Annotated in this window: 17 protein-coding genes; 9 read left to right on the plus strand and 8 right to left on the minus strand. The window is 74.4% G+C overall.

Annotated features, from left to right (window positions below; translation table 11 throughout):
- Window positions 1-35 precede the first annotated feature (35 nt).
- From IFT45_RS05935 to IFT45_RS05945, 3 genes are read right to left on the minus strand one after another with little or no spacing between them, the layout of a single operon-like run.
- A complete protein-coding gene (locus IFT45_RS05935) occupies window positions 36-818 on the minus strand; it encodes an amino acid ABC transporter ATP-binding protein (RefSeq protein ID WP_371810888.1) in 783 nt (260 codons plus the stop codon).
- Complete coding sequence (locus IFT45_RS05940; RefSeq protein WP_056053771.1) at window positions 815-1,747, minus strand: amino acid ABC transporter permease; 933 nt, start codon at window positions 1,745-1,747, stop codon at window positions 815-817. The genes IFT45_RS05935 and IFT45_RS05940 overlap by 4 nt, the downstream gene beginning before the upstream one ends.
- Window positions 1,711-2,547 carry an ABC transporter substrate-binding protein gene (locus IFT45_RS05945; protein WP_056053774.1) on the minus strand — a complete coding sequence of 279 codons (837 nt, stop codon included), beginning with the start codon at window positions 2,545-2,547 and terminating at the stop codon, window positions 1,711-1,713. The genes IFT45_RS05940 and IFT45_RS05945 overlap by 37 nt, the downstream gene beginning before the upstream one ends.
- A 74-nt stretch (window positions 2,548-2,621) precedes the next feature.
- Here IFT45_RS05945 and IFT45_RS05950 point away from each other — a divergent pair, with 74 nt between their 5' ends.
- From IFT45_RS05950 to IFT45_RS05965, 4 genes are all read left to right on the plus strand, one after another.
- Window positions 2,622-3,965, plus strand: coding sequence for a glycosyltransferase 87 family protein (locus IFT45_RS05950; protein ID WP_244637702.1), 1,344 nt, complete (start codon window positions 2,622-2,624; stop codon window positions 3,963-3,965).
- Entirely contained in the window at window positions 3,962-4,294 is a 333-nt protein-coding gene (locus tag IFT45_RS05955) for a thiamine-binding protein (RefSeq protein ID WP_056053778.1), read from the plus strand. The genes IFT45_RS05950 and IFT45_RS05955 overlap by 4 nt, the downstream gene beginning before the upstream one ends.
- A gap of 90 nt (window positions 4,295-4,384) precedes the next feature.
- On the plus strand, window positions 4,385-4,621 hold the full coding sequence (locus IFT45_RS05960) for a hypothetical protein (protein WP_192045541.1): 237 nt from the start codon (window positions 4,385-4,387) through the stop codon (window positions 4,619-4,621).
- A 190-nt stretch (window positions 4,622-4,811) separates the two neighbouring features.
- Entirely contained in the window at window positions 4,812-6,098 is a 1,287-nt protein-coding gene (locus IFT45_RS05965; protein WP_056053785.1) for an MFS transporter, read from the plus strand.
- Window positions 6,099-6,171: 73 nt separating this feature from the next.
- Here the strand turns inward: IFT45_RS05965 and IFT45_RS05970 are convergent, their stop codons facing one another.
- From IFT45_RS05970 to IFT45_RS05990, 5 genes are all read right to left on the minus strand, one after another.
- A complete protein-coding gene (locus IFT45_RS05970) occupies window positions 6,172-6,843 on the minus strand; it encodes a response regulator transcription factor (protein WP_056053789.1) in 672 nt (223 codons plus the stop codon).
- Between the two features lie 58 nt (window positions 6,844-6,901).
- Window positions 6,902-8,161, minus strand: coding sequence for a hypothetical protein (locus IFT45_RS05975; protein WP_056053792.1), 1,260 nt, complete (start codon window positions 8,159-8,161; stop codon window positions 6,902-6,904).
- Complete coding sequence (locus IFT45_RS05980) at window positions 8,158-9,321, minus strand: sensor histidine kinase (protein WP_056053795.1); 1,164 nt, start codon at window positions 9,319-9,321, stop codon at window positions 8,158-8,160. Before IFT45_RS05980 ends, IFT45_RS05975 begins: the two co-directional genes overlap by 4 nt.
- Before the next feature lie 127 nt (window positions 9,322-9,448).
- Window positions 9,449-10,657: a homoserine O-acetyltransferase gene (locus IFT45_RS05985; protein ID WP_192127183.1), complete on the minus strand. Its 1,209-nt coding sequence runs from the start codon at window positions 10,655-10,657 to the stop codon at window positions 9,449-9,451.
- Between the two features lie 139 nt (window positions 10,658-10,796).
- On the minus strand, window positions 10,797-12,125 hold the full coding sequence (locus IFT45_RS05990; RefSeq protein ID WP_185232185.1) for a bifunctional o-acetylhomoserine/o-acetylserine sulfhydrylase: 1,329 nt from the start codon (window positions 12,123-12,125) through the stop codon (window positions 10,797-10,799).
- A 191-nt stretch (window positions 12,126-12,316) separates the two neighbouring features.
- On the opposite strand from IFT45_RS05990, the gene IFT45_RS05995 reads away from it, so the two are divergent.
- From IFT45_RS05995 to IFT45_RS06015, 5 genes are all read left to right on the plus strand, one after another.
- Window positions 12,317-13,093 carry an SDR family NAD(P)-dependent oxidoreductase gene (locus IFT45_RS05995; RefSeq protein ID WP_192127186.1) on the plus strand — a complete coding sequence of 259 codons (777 nt, stop codon included), beginning with the start codon at window positions 12,317-12,319 and terminating at the stop codon, window positions 13,091-13,093.
- Window positions 13,094-14,002: 909 nt separating this feature from the next.
- On the plus strand, window positions 14,003-14,857 hold the full coding sequence (locus tag IFT45_RS06000) for a glycosyltransferase family 2 protein (protein ID WP_200931964.1): 855 nt from the start codon (window positions 14,003-14,005) through the stop codon (window positions 14,855-14,857).
- Window positions 14,854-15,867: a glycosyltransferase family 2 protein gene (locus tag IFT45_RS06005; protein WP_192127188.1), complete on the plus strand. Its 1,014-nt coding sequence runs from the start codon at window positions 14,854-14,856 to the stop codon at window positions 15,865-15,867. The genes IFT45_RS06000 and IFT45_RS06005 overlap by 4 nt, the downstream gene beginning before the upstream one ends.
- On the plus strand, window positions 15,864-17,300 hold the full coding sequence (locus IFT45_RS06010; protein WP_197982208.1) for a glycosyltransferase: 1,437 nt from the start codon (window positions 15,864-15,866) through the stop codon (window positions 17,298-17,300). Before IFT45_RS06005 ends, IFT45_RS06010 begins: the two co-directional genes overlap by 4 nt.
- Window positions 17,297-18,604 (plus strand): hypothetical protein, encoded by a 1,308-nt coding sequence (locus IFT45_RS06015; RefSeq protein WP_192045545.1) that lies wholly within the window; start codon window positions 17,297-17,299, stop codon window positions 18,602-18,604. The genes IFT45_RS06010 and IFT45_RS06015 overlap by 4 nt, the downstream gene beginning before the upstream one ends.

Here is an 18,604-nt window from a genome sequence, read left to right on the forward strand (position 1 = left end):
ATGATGTCGGGCCGCCCTCGGCGGCACCTGGGAGGTCAGGCCGTGAAGCGGGCGAGGAAGTCGCGGGCGCGCTCGGTGCGCGGCGCCGTGAAGAGCTGGGCAGGCGGCCCCTGCTCGGCGATGCGGCCCGCGTCGAGGAAGACGACGCGGTCGGCGACGTCGCGCGCGAACGCCATCTCGTGCGTCGCCATGAGGATGGTCGTGCCGACCTCCTTGAGCGTGCGGACGAGGTCGAGCACCTCGCCCACCAGCTCGGGGTCGAGGGCGCTCGTGATCTCGTCGAGCAGCAGCATGGCGGGTCTCGGGGCGAGGGCCCGCGCGATCGCGACGCGCTGCTGCTGCCCGCCGGAGAGCCGGTCGGGGTACGAGCGCGCCTTGTCGCCGAGGCCGACGCGCTCGAGCAGCTCGAGGGCGCGCTGCTCCGCCTCGCGGCGGGGCTGGCGCAGCACGTGCCGGCTCGCGAGCGAGACGTTCTCGAGCACGGTCATGTGGGGGAAGAGGTTGAAGTGCTGGAACACGACGCCGATGCGGGCCCGGACGGCGTCGACGCGCACGCGCGGGTCGCTGATGTCGGTGCCGTCGAGGGTGATGCGGCCGTCGTCGATCGTCTCGAGCAGGTTGACCGTGCGCAGCAGCGTCGACTTGCCCGAGCCGCTGGCGCCGATCAGGGCCACGACCTCGTCGCGGGCCACGTCGAGGTCGATGCCGTCGAGCACGGTCGTGTCGCCGAACGCCTTGCGGACCCCCTCGAGGCGCAGGACGGGGGCGGCCCCGGCGGCCGGCACCGCGCCTCCGGCGGGCGTGACGGGGGCGCTCACACGACGCTCCCGGCCTGCTCGCGGCGGCGGAGGCGCGCCGACAGCCAGTCGGTGAGCCAGAGGGTCGGCAGCGCCAGCGCGACGAACAGCAGGCCGGCCAGGACGTAGGGCGTGAAGTTGGCGGCGGTCGCCGTCTCGATCTGCGCGGCGCGGACGGCGTCGACGGCGCCGAGCACGGAGATGAGCCCGACGTCTTTCTGCATCGAGACGAGGTCGTTCATCAGGGCCGGGGTGACCTTGCGGAGCGCCTGGGGGAAGACGACGAGGCGCAGGGTCTTCGCGTGGCTGAGGCCGAGCGACCGGGCGGCGAGCCGCTGCGACGGGTGGACGGCGTCGATGCCGGCCCGCACGACCTCGGAGACGTAGGCCGAGTAGGTGAGGACCAACGCGATGGTGCCCCAGAACTCGGCGGGGAGGCGGGGGATGCCGAGACCGAGGCCGGGCACGCCGAAGCCGACCAGGTAGAGCACGATGATGAGCGGCAGCCCGCGGAACAGGTCGGTGTAGCCGCGCACGAGCGCCCGGACGGGGAAGAAGACCGGGCCGCGCAGGGTGCGGAGGGCCGACAGCACGGTGCTCAGCACCGCGACGCCGAGGGCGGCCACGACGAGCACGCGGACGTTGAGCCAGAGGCCCTCGAGCACCCGGGGCCAGGCGGCGACGAGCGACTCGCCGTCGAAGAAGCTGAAGCGCACGCGCTCCCAGCCGGGCGTGCTCGTCACCGCCCACCAGGCGAGGGCCGCGAAGACCACGGTGCTGATCGCGGCGACCACGACCGAGCGCGTCGACTGCCGGCGGCGGTACGCGCGCCGCCCGAGCTCGAGGTCGCTGACCGGGGCGGGGGCCGGGCCGCCGGCCGCGGGGCCCGTGCCGGCGGCGACCGGTGCCGGCGCTACGAGAGCTCCGGCACGTCGTAGTCGGCGAGCCACTGCTGCTGCAGCTCGTCGAGGGTGCCGTCGGCCCGCAGCGCGTCGACGGCGGCGGTGACGTCGGAGGTCAGGTCGCTGCCGAGCGGCAGGACGATGCCCAGCTCGTCGCTCGCGCCCTCGGCGGCGGGCAGCTGGCCGAGGACGACGCCGCCCTCGACGAAGTACGTGGCGGTGGGCACGTCGAGCACGATGGCGTCGACCTGGCCCGACTCGAGCGCCGCCTTGGCGTCGTCGTTGGAGTTGTAGGCCTGCACGCCGCCGTCGGGGTCGATGGCGGTCTCGGCGGCCGTGAAGCTCGTGGTCGCGCTCTGGGCGCCGATCGCGAGGCCCTTCAGGTCGGCGACGCTCGTCGCGTCGGCGGCGGCCGTGCCGGGCAGCGTGACGACGGCCTGGCGGGTCTCGTAGTACGGCGACGAGAAGTCGACGGCCTTCTTCCGCTGGTCGGTGATCGAGAACTGCTGCAGGTTCAGGTCGTACGTCTTCGGGCCGGGCGCGATGGCCTCGTCGAAGGTGGTGCGCACCCAGACCACGTCGGAGTCGTCGTAGCCGAGCTGCTCGGCGACGGCGTAGGCCACAGCCGACTCGTAGCCCTCGCCCGTCGTCGGGTCGTCGCCCTCGACCCAGGGGCTGTACGCGGGCTCGCCGGTGGCGACCGTGAGCTTGCCCTCCGTCACGAGGCCGACGCCCCCGCCGGAGGCGTCGCCCGACCCGCCGGAGGCGCCCGAGCAGGCGGTGAGGAGGCCGACGGCCACGAGGGCGGTCGCGACGGCGGAGGCTCGACGGAGTCGGGTGAGGCGCATGGGACGAGAGTACCGGCGGCGACCGACGGACGACGCCTCGGAGACGCCCCGTGACGGGCGGCTAGCCTGTGCGCATGACCCGCGCCGCGCCTCCCTCGTCCGGACGCGCCGACACGGGGAGCGTGCCCCTCCCGACCGGGTCGACGGCGTCCGCTGCCCCCGTGGCCTCGGGCCGGGGCGCCGCGGGGGCCGCGCGCCGGGTCGCCGCCTCGCCCGTGCTGCTCGGCGTCGCCGTCGTGCTCGTGCACCTCTGGCTCGGGCACGCGGCGCTGACCGGACCGAACCAGCCGATGGGCGACGTGCTCAGCGTCTACTCGACCTGGATGCAGCGCGGCGTCGGCGCGGGGGACTGGGTCGGCATCGACCGGCCGTGGGTGTACCCGATCCTGGCGGCCGTGCCCATGCTGCTGGCCCGCGTGGGCGGCCCCGAGCACTACGGCACGGCGTGGCTCACGATCGTCCTGCTGCTCGACGCCGCCGCGCTCGCCGTCCTGACCCGCGGCGGCCGCCGCGAGCTCGCCGCCGCGTGGTGGTGGCTGGCGTTCCTCGTCGTGCTGGGACCCATCGCCGTGGGGCGCATCGACGCCGTCACGGTCGCCCTCGCCCTGGTCGGCCTGCTCCTGCTCACCGCGCGCCCCACGCTGGCCGCCGCCCTGCTCACCGTCGCCGCCTGGGTCAAGGTCTGGCCGGCGGCCCTCGTCGTCGCCGCGCTGATCGCCGTGCGCCGCCGCCGTGACGTGCTCACCGCGGCGGTGACGACGAGCGTCGTCGTCGTCGCGATCTCGCTCGTGCTCGGCAGCGGCGCGACCGTGCTCGGCTTCGTCGGGCAGCAGGCGGGCAGGGGCCTCCAGGTCGAGTCGCTCACCGCGGTGCCGTGGCTGTGGCGGGCGGCCTCCGGGGCCGCCGACACGACCGTCTACTACGACCGCGACATCCTGACCTTCCAGGTCTCCGGGCCGGGCGTCGCGCTCGCCGCCCAGGCGACGACCGTCGTCATGGCGCTGGTCGTGCTCGCCGTGGTGCTGCTGGGGCTGCGGGCCGTGCGCTCCGGGGCGTCGGCCGAGCGCCTCCTCGCGCCCCTCTCGCTCGGGCTGGTCACGGCCCTGATCGTCACCAACAAGGTGGGCTCGCCGCAGTTCGTCTCGTGGCTGGCCGTGCCCGTCGTGGTCGGGCTCGTGCTGCAGCGCCGGGGCGGGCCCTCGTTCGTCGTGCCGGCAGCGCTCAGCCTCGTCGTCGCGGGCCTGACCCAGGTGATCTACCCGTGGTGCTACGACTCCCTCCTCGCCGCCGAGCCCTGGATCGTGCTCGTGGCGACCCTGCGCGGGGTCGCCGAGGTGGGGCTGCTCGCGCTCGCCGCGGCCCAGCTGTGGCGACTCGGCAGGACGGCGACGGCAGGGCGGGGCAGGATGGGCGCATGATCGTCGCCTTCTCCGTCTCGCCCAGCGGCGGTGCCCCCGCCGGCCACCTCGACCCGGAGGCGCACGGCGACTCCGTCCACGACGCCGTCGCCGCGGCCGTGGCGGTCGTCCGGGCGTCGGGCCTGCCGAACCGCACCTCCTCGATGTTCACCGAGATCGAGGGCGAGTGGGACGAGGTCATGGCCGTCGTCAAGGACGCCACGGAGGCGGTGGGCCGCTTCGGCACCCGCGTCTCGCTCGTGCTCAAGGCCGACATCCGCCCCGGCCGCACCGGCGAGCTGACCGGCAAGGTCGAGCGCCTCGAGGCCGCCCTCGGCGAGCAGGGCTGAGCCCTGACCCTGGTCGTCGTCGGGGCGTTCCTGGTCGTCCCGGGGCTGCTCGCCTACACGGGCGCCTGGCGCCGCTGGTCGGACTCCACGGTGCTGCACTGGCCGTTCGGCGTCGCGTGGGCCGGCACGGGCGTGGCGATGGTGGGCGCCGGCAGCCTCCTCTGGGCGCGCGCGGAGCCCGTCGCCGACGTCCTCCAGCAGGTGGGCCTGTGCATCTGCGTCGTCGGGATCGTGGCCGCCTTCTGGCTGCCCGCCGTCCTCCTGCCCGCCTGGTACCGCGCGGCGAAGTCCGACACGGGCCCCGGCCGGGGCACCGGCGGCCGCTGATCGGGCCGCCCCGGGGGCTGCGCCCGCGCCTCCCCAGGGCGTACCATCGAGGGTCAGGTCGAATCGATTCGAACCGACACGGTCAGGCCGGAGGCGCGACGTCGCCCCGCGCCGACGCCCCCAGTTCGCTCGACGGAGAGCCCTGGGCCCCCTCAGCCCGACACCTCCGACCCAGCGAAGGCAGCCGCCCGTGACCACCCTCTCCACCCGTCGCAAGACGTTCGCCTTGATCGCCCTCGCGCTCGGCGGCTTCGGGATCGGCTCGACCGAGTTCGTCGCCATGGGCCTGCTGCCGAACATCGCGCAGGACCTCCTGCCCGACCTGTACGCGCAGTCGTCCGACGCGGGCATCGCCCGCGCCGGCTGGCTCGTCAGCGCCTACGCCCTCGGCGTCGTCGTCGGTGCCCCGACCATCGCCGCGATGTCGTCGCACCTGCCCAAGAAGAAGCTCTTGATGGGGCTGCTCGCGCTGTTCGTCGTCGGCACCGTGCTGTCGGCCGTGCTGCCGTCGTTCGGCTGGGTGCTCGCCGCGCGCTTCTTCGCCGGGCTGCCCCACGGCGCCTACTTCGGCATCGCCTCCATCGTGGCCGCCACGATCATGGGGCCGGGCAACCGGGGCAAGGGCGTGGCCCTCGTGCTCAGCGGCCTGACGATCGCCAACGTCGTGGGCGTGCCGACGATCACGGCCCTCGGCCAGGCGCAGGGCTGGCGCACGGCCTACCTCGCCGTCGCCGCGATCTTCGCGCTGACCTTCGTCGCGGTGGCCTTCGCCGTGCCGCGCATGGAGGGCGACTCGTCCGCGTCGATGCGCCGTGAGCTCAGCGCGTTCCGCAAGCCGCAGGTCTGGCTCGTGATGGGCGTGGGCGCGATCGGCTTCGGCGGCTTCTTCGCCGTCTACAGCTACATCGCCAACGCGGTCACCGAGGGGGTCGGGGTCGACGAGGGCGTCGTGCCGTGGGTGCTCGTCGGCGTCGGCGTCGGCATGACGATCGGCAACGTGATCGGCGGCTGGGCCGCCGACAAGAACCTCAAGGCGGCCCTCACCGTCGGCTTCGTGGGCCTCATCGCCGCGCTCGTCGCCTACGCGCTGCTCGTCGACAGCCTCGTCGGCATCTTCGCCACGACCTTCCTGCTCGGCCTTGTCAGCTCGATGATCGGCCCGTCGGTGCAGTCGCGCCTGATGGAGGTCGCCGGCGAGAGCCAGGTGATCGGCGCCGCCCTGAACCACTCGTCGATGAACCTCGGCAACAGCGCCGGGGCCTACCTCGGCGGGGCCGTCATCGCGGCCGGGTTCGGGTTCGCCGCGCCGGGCTGGGTGGGAGTCGCGCTGGCCCTGGCCGGGGTCGTCCTGACGGTCGTCAGCTTCCGCCTCCAGAAGACGGGCGACGCGCGCCAGGCGGCGCTCTGCGCCGCCGCCCGTGAGGCGGACCACAAGGAGGACACCGACACGGGCTCCGTGTTCATCGGGCAGCGCTAGCGGCGCGGGCCCTCACGACGTCGAACGGCCCGGCGCCCCTCGAGGGGAGCCGGGCCGTTCGCGGTGCTGAGGGCTAGAAGCTCGTCTGCGCCGGGGTGTCGATGAGGATGCCGTCCTGGAGGGCGCGCTTCCTCAGCGCGACCTTCGTGCCGACGTCGTAGCCCGCGACGCGGTACTTCTCACGGATGCGCTTGAGGTAGCTCTTCGCCGTCTCTTCGCTGATGCCGAGCTGGTACGCGACGGCCTTGACGGGCTCGCCGCCGCCGTAGAGCGCCATCACGCGGCGCTCCTGGGCGCTGAGCTTGGGCACGCCGCCGATCTCGGCCGCGTTGAGGGCGAGGTCGAGCTCGGCCGAGATGTACGACTCGCCCTTCGCCGCGGCGCGGATGGCCTCGACGATCATGTCGGCGTCCTCGCTCTTGACGAGGTAGCCGAGCGCGCCGGCCGCGAGGGCCTCGCGCACGACGTTGGGCTCGGAGTACGTGCTCATCAGCACGGTCTTGACGCCCGTGGTCTTGAGCGTGTTGATCTTCAGCGAGATCGGGATGTTGTCCTTCAGGTCGAGGTCGAGGAGCACGACGTCGACGGGGAACTCGGGGTGCGTCAGGAGCTCGGGCCAGGAGGCCACGGCCGCCACCATCGAGATGTCGCTGGCGGCACCTCGGATCCACTCGCTCAGGGCTCCGAGCAGCATCTTGTGGTCGTCGACCAGGGCCAGACGGATGCGGTCGTCGGGGTTCGTCACGGGTGCCTTCTTTCTCAGGACGTGGTGTTCAGACTAGACGGAGGGACGGAACGGGCTGTCACGACTCGGCGGGGTTGTCGACGATGCAGTGCAGCTTGATCATGACGCTCTGCTCGTGGGTCGAGGCGGTGTACTCGCCGACCCGCTCGAGGGCGTTCCAGGTCGCGGGGGTCACGCGGTTGCGCCGGATGCCGGTCGTCGTCAGCACGACCGGCACGTCGACGCTGCGCCCGGCGAGCGACGCGATGGACTTGGTCGACGCCGTGACCGGGCCGAGGGTCAGGGTGATGGTCGTGCCGGGGGTGCGGCTCTTCGAGTCGCCGAGCAGGAGCCAGACCGCCTGGAGGAGGCCGTCGCGCTGCGGGGGAGCGAGCAGGCCCGCGAGCGACGACGGGTCGACGAGCGTGACGGACCGGCCCAGGTACTCGGACTCGGTGACCGCGTGGTGGAGCCAGGTCTCGCGCCGCCCCTCGATGAGGTGCAGGCGGAGCTCGGTCGCGAGCGAGGCGGCCTGCGACGCGACCTTCGGCGCGAGGGGGAGGGGCACGTCGCCGCCGGCGACCCCGTCGAGCAGCTTCTCGGCGGCGAGGTCGAGCCGCGCGAGCTCGTCGCTCGCCAGCATGCCGACGGCGAAGCGGGGCTGCGTGACGTTGCTCTGCACGAGCACGCGGTCGAGCTCGACCTGCACCATCCGCCGGAACCGCTGCACGATCGAGGTCGCCACGGCCGAGGGCAGGACGGCCAGGGCGATCACGGAGAGCTGCTGGGGCACGGTGTCGGACGTCAGCGGCGTGGTCACCAGCACCATGACGACGAAGGCCACGAGCAGGACGCCGCTGGCGACGACGATCTCGCGGGCCGGCCGGAGCGTCACGATCGGCAGCAGCCCGAACCCGACGGCCACGGAGGCGGTGGCGAACGCGCCGACGTCGTGGAGTGGGGCGATGGCGATGAAGTCGAGCGCCACGACGACGACGAGCACGCCGCCGATGACGGCGAAGACGGAGCCCGTCAGGCGCTCGCCCCGGATCGTGACCAGGGCCGCCGTGCCGACGAACGTCGCGATGTAGAGGAGCCACGCCACGAGGGCCGGGGCCACGGAGGGGTAGTCGGCGAGGTGGCTGAGGAAGAAGACCAGGCCGTAGACGGCCTGGAGGCCCGCGATGACCGCGGCGCCGAGGCCGAGGTAGCCCGTGCCGAGCGTGGCCCCTGCCGCGCGCGCCTGACGGAGGGAACGCGCGCCGGTCGAGCTGATCGGCAGGCCGCGCGCCGCACGACGGCCCCGCACGACGCCGAGGGTGTTCTCGTCGATGCTCATCGCGGTGCCTCCAGGACGACGGTGGTGCCCGAGCCGGGCGAGGAGAAGAGCCGGGCGCTGCCGCCGACCTCGTGCAGGCGGCCGACCACCGACTCCTTGAAGCCGAGCCGCTCCTCCGAGATGCCCTCCAGGTCGAAGCCGACGCCGGCGTCGGTGACCATGGCCCGCACCATGTCGTCGTCGTGGATGATCGTGACGTGCGCCTCGGTGACGCCCGCGTGCCGTCGGACGTTCTCCAGGCACTCGGCGAGGGCGAGAAGGAAGGCGTCGAGCACGTGGGTCGGCAGCAGCACCTGGCCGGTGCCGTGCCAGCTGACCTCGAGGCCCATGCGGCCGAAGCGCTGCTTCACCGACTCGAGGGTCTGGCCGAGGGGCGCCTCCTCGACGGTCTCGAGCGAGTACTCGCCGGAGGCCTGCGGCTGGGGCGTGCCGCCGAGCCGGAGGTGGCGGAGCAGCCGAGCGTCCTCCGCGGCCTGCGCCTGGAGGGCCTGGGCCGTGACCCCGACGCCCGAGTGCGCCAGGAGCGTCAGGGTGGCGAGCACGGTGTCGTGCAGGAGGCGCGCGCCCTGCCGGCGCTGGGCCTCCGTCTCGCTCGCCTGACGCTCCGCCCGGTGGGCGTTGCCGATGCTGTAGATGCGCCGCGCGGCGAGGGGCACGCTGCGCCCGAGCCAGATGCCGGCGACGAAGACCAGCGCCCAGCCGAGCACGACGGCCGCGACGGGGAAGGTGAAGAGCGAGCCCGTGGCCAGCGCGACGAGGGTGACGGCGACGACGAACGCGACCGACGCCGTGACGACCCGCAGCCGGCTCGACGACAGCACGATCGTGAACGAGGCGGTCGCGCCCCCCGCGAGCGGCACGACGGCGGTGGCGATGCCCGGGCTCGGCTCGCCGGTGGCGGGGAGGAGGGCGACGACGGTCGCCGCGATGCCCGCGGCGAGCCCCACCACGACCCACGCCCGCGCGTGGCCGCCCGAGCGACCGACGATCGCGAGGGCCACGATGAGCACGAGCACGAGGGGCACGACCGCCGCGAGGTGCAGGGGCTCGGCCACCCCGGGGTACGCGAGCGCGAGGAGGCTGACGGCCGCGCAGGCGATGCCGAGGGTGCGCGCCGTGCTGCTCAGCAGCCGGTCGCGCTCCTGGGCGAAGATGTCCATGTTGATCCCGAGTCGGACTGCTGGTGTCGTGGAGGCCTGCCGGGTGACAGCGACCTCACCATGTTTTCACACCCGGACCACCCGTGGGGGTGGTAGCGCGCGCGACGCGCCGAGGGACGAGCCCGATTCAGGTCTCGAGCAGGCGCCGCAGGTGCCCCCCGACCGCCGCGTTCTCGATGAGGAAGCCGTCGTGGCCGAACTCGCTCGAGATCACGGCCGCGTCGCCGCCGTCGAGGCCGTGGGGCAGGAGGCGCGCGATGGTCCGCTGGTCCGCCACCGGGAAGAGGCGGTCGCTGTCGATCCCGAGCACGAGCGCCCGCGCCGAGACCCGGGCCAGGGCCGCCTCGACGCCGCCCCGCCCCCGGCCCACGTCGTGCGAGTTCATCGCGCCCAGCAGCGTCACGTAGCTGCCGGCGTCGAAGCGCCGCGTGAACTTGTTGCCGTGGAAGTCGAGGTAGCTCTCGACCTGGAACCGGCCCGGCCCGCCGAGCGGGCTCACCTCGCTCTGCCAGGCACGGCCGAAGCGGGCGTTGAGCTCGTCGGGCGAACGGTAGTTGAGCAGGGCCATGCGCCGCGCGAGCGCGAGGCCGCGGTACGGGCCCTCGCCGTCGGGGGCGTCGTGGTAGTCGCCGTCGCGCCAGCCCGGGTCCATCCTGACGGCCTCGCCCTGCACCGTGTTGAGAGCGATCTGGTCGGCGCTGGCGAGCGGCGGCGCCGCGAGCACGGCGAGGCGCTCGAGGCGGTCGGGGTGGCCGACGCCCCACTCCAGGGCGTGCATGCCGCCCATCGAGCCGCCGACGACCGCGGCCCACTGCTCGACGCCCAGCGCGTCGGAGAACGCGACCTGCGCCTCCACCTGGTCGCGGATCGTCAGGTGGGGGAACCGCGACCCCCACTCGACGGCGTCGGGCGCGAACGACGACGGGCCCGTGCTGCCCTGGCAGCCGCCGAGCATGTTCGGGGCGACGACGAACCAGCGGTCGGTGTCGATCGCGAGGCCGGGGCCCACGACGCCGTTCCACCACCCGGCCGTCGGGTGGCCGGTCGAGGCCGGCCCGACCACGTGGCTGTCGCCGGTGAGCGCGTGCAGCAGCAGCACGGCGTTGCCGCGGTCGGCGTCGAGCTCGCCCCAGGTCTCGTACGCGATGCGCGTCCGGGCGAGCGAGCCCCCGCTCTCGAGCGGGAGGTCGCCGAGCGTGACGAAGGAGCGGTGCCCGGGGTCGTCGCCGTCGCGCCACGCGCCGGTGGCCGGCGGCTTGCCGAGCATCGCCAGGCGGTGACGCTCGGAGACGATGCTCGACGGGACGGTGTCCTCTGATGTGCTCTGCCAGTCCATGTCGTCTCCATCATGGGGGTGGTCGGCGGGCGCCGCCCGTTCGTGACGTCGGGGGCCCGGGAGGGGCTGCGGTGCGGGGACGCGCGGGAGGCGCGGTGCCCTGGCTCGGGCACCGCGCCTCCCTGCGGGGCTCAGCGGGTCAGGACGACCGCAGGGCCTCCTGCGTCGTCCGCCGCGCGGCCGCGAAGCCGGCCTCGAGGTCGGCCTTGAGGTCGTCGACGGACTCGATGCCGACGGAGAGCCGGACGAGGCCCGGCGTGACGCCGGTGGTCAGCTGCTGCTCGGGGGTCAGCTGCGAGTGCGTGGTCGACGCCGGGTGGATGACGAGGCTCCGCACGTCGCCGATGTTGGCGAGGTGGCTGAACAGCTGCAGAGAGTCGACCAGCGCACGGCCCGCGTCGACCCCGCCCTTGAGCTCGAAGGAGAGGACGGCGCCGACGCCCCGGGGCGCGTACTTGTTCGCCGCCGCGTACCAGGGGCTCGTCGGCAGGCCCGCGTACCAGACGGCCGCGACGTCGTCGCGGGAGTCGAGCCACTCGGCGATCTCCTGGGCGTTCTGCACGTGGCGCTCGATGCGGAGGCTGAGCGTCTCGATGCCCTGGATGAGGGCGAAGGCGCTGTCGGCGGCGTTCGACGACCCGAGGTCGCGGAGCAGCTGCACGCGCGCCTTCACCACGTAGGCCAGCTCGTCGCCCACCGCCTGCGTGTAGACGGCGCCGTGGTACGAGGGGTCGGGCTCGGTGAGGCCGGGGAAGCGCTCGGCGTGCTCGCTCCAGCGGAAGGTGCCGCCGTCGACGATGAAGCCGCCGATGACGGTGCCGTGCCCGCCGAGGAACTTCGTGGCCGAGTGCACGACGACGTCGGCGCCGTGCTCGAAGGGGCGGATCAGGTAGGGGGTGGCGATCGTGTTGTCGACGATCAGCGGCACGCCCTCGGCGTGGGCCACCTCGGCGACGAGCTCGATGTCGAGGATGTTGATCTTCGGGTTGCCGATCGTCTCGGCGAAGAAGAGCTTCGTGTTCGGGCGGACGGCCCGGCGCCACTCGTCGGCGTCGTCCTGGTCCTCGACGAAGGTGGTCTCGATGCCGAGCTTCGCGAGCGTGTACTTGAAGAGGTTGTAGGTGCCGCCGTAGATCGACGACGACGACACGATGTGGTCGCCCGCCTGGGCGATGTTGAGCACGGCGAACGTCGACGCCGCCTGGCCCGACGCCACGAGGAGGGCGCCGCTGCCGCCCTCGAGGGTCGCGATGCGCTGCTCCACCACGTCGTGGGTCGGGTTCATGATGCGCGAGTAGATGTTGCCGCTCTCGGCGAGGGCGAAGAGGTCCTGGGCGTGCTGCGAGTCGCGGAAGACGTACGAGGTCGTCTTGTAGATGGGCGTCGCCCGGGCGTTCGTGGTCGGGTCGGGTCGCGCCCCGGCGTGGATCTGCTGGGTCTCGAACTTCCAGTCGCTCTGGTCGGTCACGGTGGTCTCCTGCGTCGGTCGGTGCTGCTCGGGTCGCGGTGGGGCCACGGTACGACACGGGCCCCGCCCGCCGGGACCGCCCGGACACGGGGCGTAACGGGTGCCGCCGCGCGCTCGGACGGGCGGCGGTAGCGTCGGAGGGCGCCGTCCCGCGACCGTGGGCGGCGGGCACGGCAGAGAAGGAGACGCACATGGCGGGACGAGTGGTGGTGACCGGGGCGAGCTCGGGCATCGGGGAGGCCACGGTGCGCCTGCTGCGCGGCCGGGGCTGGGACGTGCTGGCGGTCGCCCGTCGGGAGGACCGCCTCCGCGCGCTCGCCGACGAGACGGGCGCGACCTGGTTCCGCGCCGACGTCACGAGCGACGACGACGTCGCGGCGCTCCGCGCCCACGTCGAGTCGACCGGGCCGCTCCACGCCCTCGTGAACAACGCCGGCGGGGCGTTCGGCCTCGACAGCGTCGAGGCGGGCTCGGTCGACGACTGGCAGCGCATGTTCGACGTCAACGTGCTCGGCACCAAGCGCGTCACGGCAGCGTTGCTGCCCGCGCTGCGCGACGGAGCCGAGGAGGCGGGGGTCGCCGACGTCGTGACCGTCACCTCGATCGCGGGCCACGTCGCATACGAGGGCGGCGGCGGCTACAACGCGTCGAAGTTCGCCGAGCACGCTCTCGTGGCCGTGCTGCGGCTCGAGCTGGCGGGGGAGCCCATCCGCGTCGTGGAGATCGCGCCGGGCATGGTGCAGACGGAGGAGTTCTCGCTCGTGCGCTTCGGCGGCGACCAGGCGCGGGCCGACGCCGTCTACGCCGACGTGCCCGGGCCGCTCACGGCCGACGACGTCGCCGAGTCGATCGTGCACGCCATGGAGCTGCCGAGCCACGTCAACCTCGACCTCGTCACCGTCAAGCCGGTGGCGCAGGCCGCGCCGCACCGCGTCGCCCGAGGCGCCCTGGCCGTCCGTCGCCCCTGACGGCTCGTCCTGGCCGACCGCCTCGCCGACCGCGAGCGGTCGCTCGGACGGTCGCGCTGACGGCCCCTCGATCGGTCCGCCGGGCGCCCGGGACCCTCGTGCGGGGGGTGAGCCGGGCGAGGAGCGGGTGAGCCGACCCGCCGCCGTCAGTCTCGAGCATCCCCCAGAACGGGGGGCACGGTGGCCCCCGTCCGCGGGACCAGCGGCCCCCTTCGGCGCCGCTGCGACCCCCGTCCGAGGGGCGTCAGGGCCGACCGTGTCCCCCTAGATGAGGACTCACGGGCGTGATGAGATGAGAAGCCCTCGGATCAGAACGGGGGACGGGGGCGACCCTCCGTCAGCGCCGGGCGGGTCGCCAGCGGCGGCAGGCGCCGGCCGGGCAGAGCGAACAGTCCGTCCCGGCGCGGTAGTGCTCGTGGGCCTCCAGGGCGTGCCCGCACACGCAGAGGGCCGCAGGCTCGGGGCGATCAGCGGTCACGGTGGTCTCTCCGGGGGGCTCGGGCGGACGCTCGGGGCGCCCGTCTGGTGTCTCGCGATCCTATTCGTGGACCGCTGAGGAGGCCCCGGGGGCTGCGGCGTCGCACCTGGGAGTCGGCTGGTGGGGGGACAGTTCGGGGGACACGCGGTGTCCGCCATCGGGTACCGACCGGTATCGGGGGACGGCCGCGGAGGTGTCGGCCGCGACGCCCCGACGGCGACGGATCACCCCTCGACACGACCGGGTGGGGGTGCTTGCGCGTCGTCGCCAGGCGCGTATGTTGGTGCTCACCCGACAGCGGCGCCGATCGAACCCGAAACTCGATCGGCCCGCCCAGCCCGGCTCGACGGACCCGAAAACCCCGAGTCGCCGGCTCTCCACCGCAGGCCACCCCACCTGCCGGTTCGCTCACCCACGCAAGGACCCCCCTCGTGAACCCGGTCTCACCCCTGCCCTCGATCGCTCAGCCCCGCATCTCCATCGTCGTCCCCGCCCGGAACGAGGCCCGCAACCTCGAGATCGTGCTCCCGATGCTGCCCAGCGTGCACGAGGTGATCCTCGTCGACGGCCACTCGGTCGACGACACCGTCGCGACGGCCGTGCGCGTCATGCCCGACATCAAGGTCGTCCACCAGACCCGCAAGGGCAAGGGCAACGCCCTGGCCTGTGGCTTCGAGGCCGCCACCGGCGACGTCATCGTGATGTTCGACGCCGACGGCTCGGCCGACCCCGCCGAGATCCCCCGCTTCGTCGAGGCGCTCGTCGCCGGCGCCGACGTGGCCAAGGGCAGCCGCTTCGTGCAGGGGGGCGGCAGCGAGGACATCACGCGCTTCCGCGCGCTCGGCAACTGGGGGCTCAACGCCCTCACGAACCTCCTGCTGGGCACCCGCTACACCGACCTCTGCTACGGCTACAACGCGTTCTGGGCCCGCATCGTCCCGAGCCTCGAGCTGCTGCCCAGCGGTCTCGCCCCCCGCGCCGACGGCCAGATGCACAACGGCGACGGCTTTGAGATCGAGACGATCCTCAACTGCCGCACCGCCGCCCTGGGCTACGACATCGTCGAGGTGCCGAGCATCGAGAAGCTCCGCATCCACGGCTCGAGCAACCTCAACGCCGTCACCGACGGGTTCCGCGTGCTCCGGGTCATCCTGGAGGAGCGTCGTCGTCGCCCGTCCGCGTCGGCCCGTCGTGCCTCGATGCGCGCCGCGGCGGCCCCGGCCCCCGAGCTCGTGTCGACGGGCACCGGCTCCGTCCGGACCGGAGCGCGCCGGGACGTCGCGTGACCGGCGCCCCGGTCACCGTCTCCGTCGTCGTCTGCGCCTACACCGAGGAGCGCTGGGACGACCTGCTCGCCAGCGTCGAGTCGGTGCGCCGTCTGCCGGAGACGACGGAGGTCGTCCTGGTGATCGACCACAGCGACGCCCTGCTCGCGCGCAGCCGTGATCGCTGGAGCGACGTCGTCGTCGTGCCGAACCGCTTCCGCCAGGGGCTGTCCGGCGCCCGCAACACGGGCGTCGCCGCGGCCCGCGGCGAGGTCGTCGCCTTCCTCGACGACGACGCCGCGGCCGACCCGCGCTGGCTCGAGCACCTCCTCGCGCCGTTCTCGGAGCCCGACGTCGTCGGCGTCGGCGGCCACGCGACCCCGCGGTGGCCCGACGACGCCCGCGCCTTCTACCCGCCGGAGGCCCTCTGGGTCGTCGGCTGCAGCCACCGCGGCCTGCCGACGACGACCGCCGACGTGCGCAACGTCATCGGCTGCTCCATGGCCTTCCGCCGCGCCTCCGTCGTCGCCGTCGGCGGATTCAACCTCGACACCGGTCGGGTCGGCACCGTGCCCCTCGGCTGCGAGGAGACGGAGCTCTGCATCCGCATCCGGCAGGCCGACCCCTCGGCCCGCATCGTGCTCGAGCCGCGCGCCGACGTCAGCCACCACGTGACGCCGCCGCGCGTGACCTGGGCCTACGCCCGTCGTCGCGGCTGGAGCGAGGGGCTGTCCAAGGCCGCCCTCAGCCGCCAGCTCGGCGCCGGCGACGCCCTCTCGAGTGAGTCCGACTACCTGCGCCGCGTCGTGCCCGCCGCTCTCGTCCGCGAGCTCGGGCGGACGGGTCGAGGAGGCGCGGGCCGCGCGGGCGTGCTGCTCACGGTGGTCGTCGCCACCGTCCTCGGCTACGCCGCCGGCACGCTCCGCCGCGCCCGTCTCGCGCCCCACGACCCCGCGGTCGGCCGCGCTCTCCTCGAGGAGGCGACCGCCGCCTCCCCGGGCGGGCCCGCCGTCGCCGAGGTCGCCTCGTGACCGCCCTCTCGCTCACGCGCCCCATGGCGAGCACCGCGGTGCCGACCTGGTCGGGTGCCCTGTGGGTGGGCGCGGTCGACGTCGCCGACCTCGCGCGCCCCGGCGTCGACGACCTGCGGCTCGTCGACGCGGAGGGCCACCCCGCCGCGCGCCTGCTGGTGCGCGACGGGCGCGAGGTGCTCGGCGTCGTCGAGGTGCCGGTCGTCAACGACCACGTCTCGATCGACCTCGTGCGCTCGGAGGCCGCCGACCTCCCGGCGGCGCCCCGCCCCGTGGCCCTGCCCGCCGGCGGGCTCCCGACCGTGACGGTGGTCGTCTGCACGCGTGACCGCGCCGAGCAGCTGCGCGGCTGCCTCACGTCGGTGCTCGCCCTCGACCACCCGGCCTTCGACGTCGTCGTGGTCGACAACGCCCCCTCGACCTCCGCGACCCGCGACCTCGTGGCCGACGAGTTCGACGACCCACGGGTGCGGTACGTGGTCGAGCCGGTGGCCGGCCTCTCCGGCGCCCGCAACGCCGGCCTCCGCGCGGCGACCGGCGAGGTCGTCGCCTTCACCGACGACGACGTCGTGGTCGACGCCGGGTGGCTGCTCGGCCTCTGCGACGGCTTCGCCCGGGCCGACGACGTGGCCTGCGTGACGGGCCTCGTGGCGAGCGGAGAGCTCCGCACCCCCGTGCAGCGCTCCTTCGACGACCGCGTCTCGTGGTCGCGGAACGTCGCGCCGCGCGTCTTCCGCCTCGACGAGCAGCCCGCCGACCTGCCGACCTTCCCCTTCTCGGTCGGTGCGTTCGGCACCGGCGCCGACTTCGCCCTCCGCCGCGACGTCGCGCTCGCGCTCGGAGGCTTCGACACGGCGTTCGGCGTCGGCACCCGCACCGCCGGGGGAGAGGATCTCGACGTCTTCACGCGCGTGCTCTTCGCCGGGCACGCCCTCGCCGTCCAGCCCTCGGCCCTCGTCTGGCACCGGCACCGCGCCGACCTGGCCGCGCTCCGCGTCCAGGCGGCGGGCTACGGCACCGGCCTGGGCGCCTGGCTCGCCGGCGTGGCCCTCGACGGGCGCACGCGGCGTGCCGCGCTCCGCCGCGCGCCGCACGCGGTCGCGGCCCTCCTCGCCAAGGGGAGGGCGGGCACCGCCTCCGCCACGACCTCTCGTGTGAGCACGGCCCCGGCCGACGCCGAGCTGGAGCGTGAGCTCCGTCGCACCGCCCGCGTCGAGCTCGCCGGGGTCGCCCGCGGGCCGCTGCTCTACCTGCGGCAGCGCTGGGACGGCGCGTCGACGATGCGCCCGGTGCGGGCCCCCGTGGCCGCCGCGACGCCGACGCCCGGGGCGGCCGCGACACCGGTCGCGGCCCCGACGCCCGCGCCGCTGCCGACGCCCGCGCCGCTGCCGACGCCGGCGCCGGTGCCGACCGTCGCGGGGGCAGCCTCGTGACCGCCATGACCGTGCCCGCGCTCCGCGCCGCGACCCCCGCCGAGGGCGGCCGCCGCACCCTGCCCATCTCCGCCGTCGACCGCCTCGCCGCGGGCGCGCACGTGCTCGGCGTGATGGGCCCGCTGGTGCTGCCCCCGCGGACGGCCCTCGTCGCCGCCCTGCACCGCGTCGTCTCCCTCGGGCCCGGTGCGCGCCTCGGGCTCGTGGCGGCCGACCGCCGCGACTGGGCCTGGACCCCCGAGACCCAGCGTGAGCTCTGCGAGCGGATGGTGAGCGAGATCCCGCCGCTCGGCGACGACCTCGCGCCCGACGAGGTGCTCGAGCACCTCGTCGGCATGATCGACGACGCCCTGCCGCTGCAGGTGATCGTCTCGGGCGAGCGGCTGCTGATGATCTACGACCACCAGGTCGTCGACGCACGCTTCACCTCGCGGCTGCCCGCCGCCCTCCTCGACCTCGCCGCGGGCGGCGAGATGCCGGCCTGGCTCAGCGCCGAGGGCGTCCGCCACCCGCTGTGGCGCGCCGTCGCCGCCACGTACCTGCGCCACCCGGCCCGGGTGCCGGCGCTGCTGCGCGCCCGGCGCGTGCAGGTGCCCACGGTGCCGACCGGGGTCGTGCAGGAGCGCGAGCAGGTCGCGTGGGCTCCCTCCACCGCCGTGGCCTGGGGCCGGGGCGACCGACGGACCTTCACCGAGCTGCGGCGCTGGCTCCGGGCACAGCCGCACCCCGTGGCGTTCTCCAGCGCGGTGATCGTCGCGCTGCGCGCCGCGTTCGTCCGGGAGGGCGTGCGGCTGGGGGCCGAGAGCGAGCTCGTCTGGGACGTCCGCCAGTACCTGCCGGCCGGCGTCGACACCACCGGCAACTTCGTGACGGGCGTGCCCGTCACCGGGGTGGACGACCTCCTCGCCGTCGACGAGAGCATCCACGAGACCGTCACGTCGGGCCGGCCCCTCGCGGCCCTCGTCGCCGGTGCCGTCAAGGAGGCCGTCCGCCCGGGCGACCGCAGGGTGCCCGCCACGGCGCCGGCCCACGCGCGCGGCCACCTCGTCGTCAGCAACCTCGGCGTCGCCCGGACGATGCAGGGCCTGCCCTGGGTCCGCGACGGCCGCGCGGCAGAGCTCGGCTACACCGTGCACCCCGTGCCGGCCGAGAACCTCTCCGTGCAGATCGCCGTCATCGACGGCGCCCTCCAGGTGGCGGTCGCCTACAACGACAACGTGTTCGACCGCGGGGTCGTCGACCGGGCCCTGGCGCGGTTCGTCGCCGACCCGCTCTCGCTGATCGACGGCGCGCCGGGCTCCTGA

The sequence above is a fragment of the Frigoribacterium sp. CFBP 13707 genome (assembly GCF_014842245.1).
GTDB lineage: Bacteria > Actinomycetota > Actinomycetes > Actinomycetales > Microbacteriaceae > Frigoribacterium > Frigoribacterium endophyticum.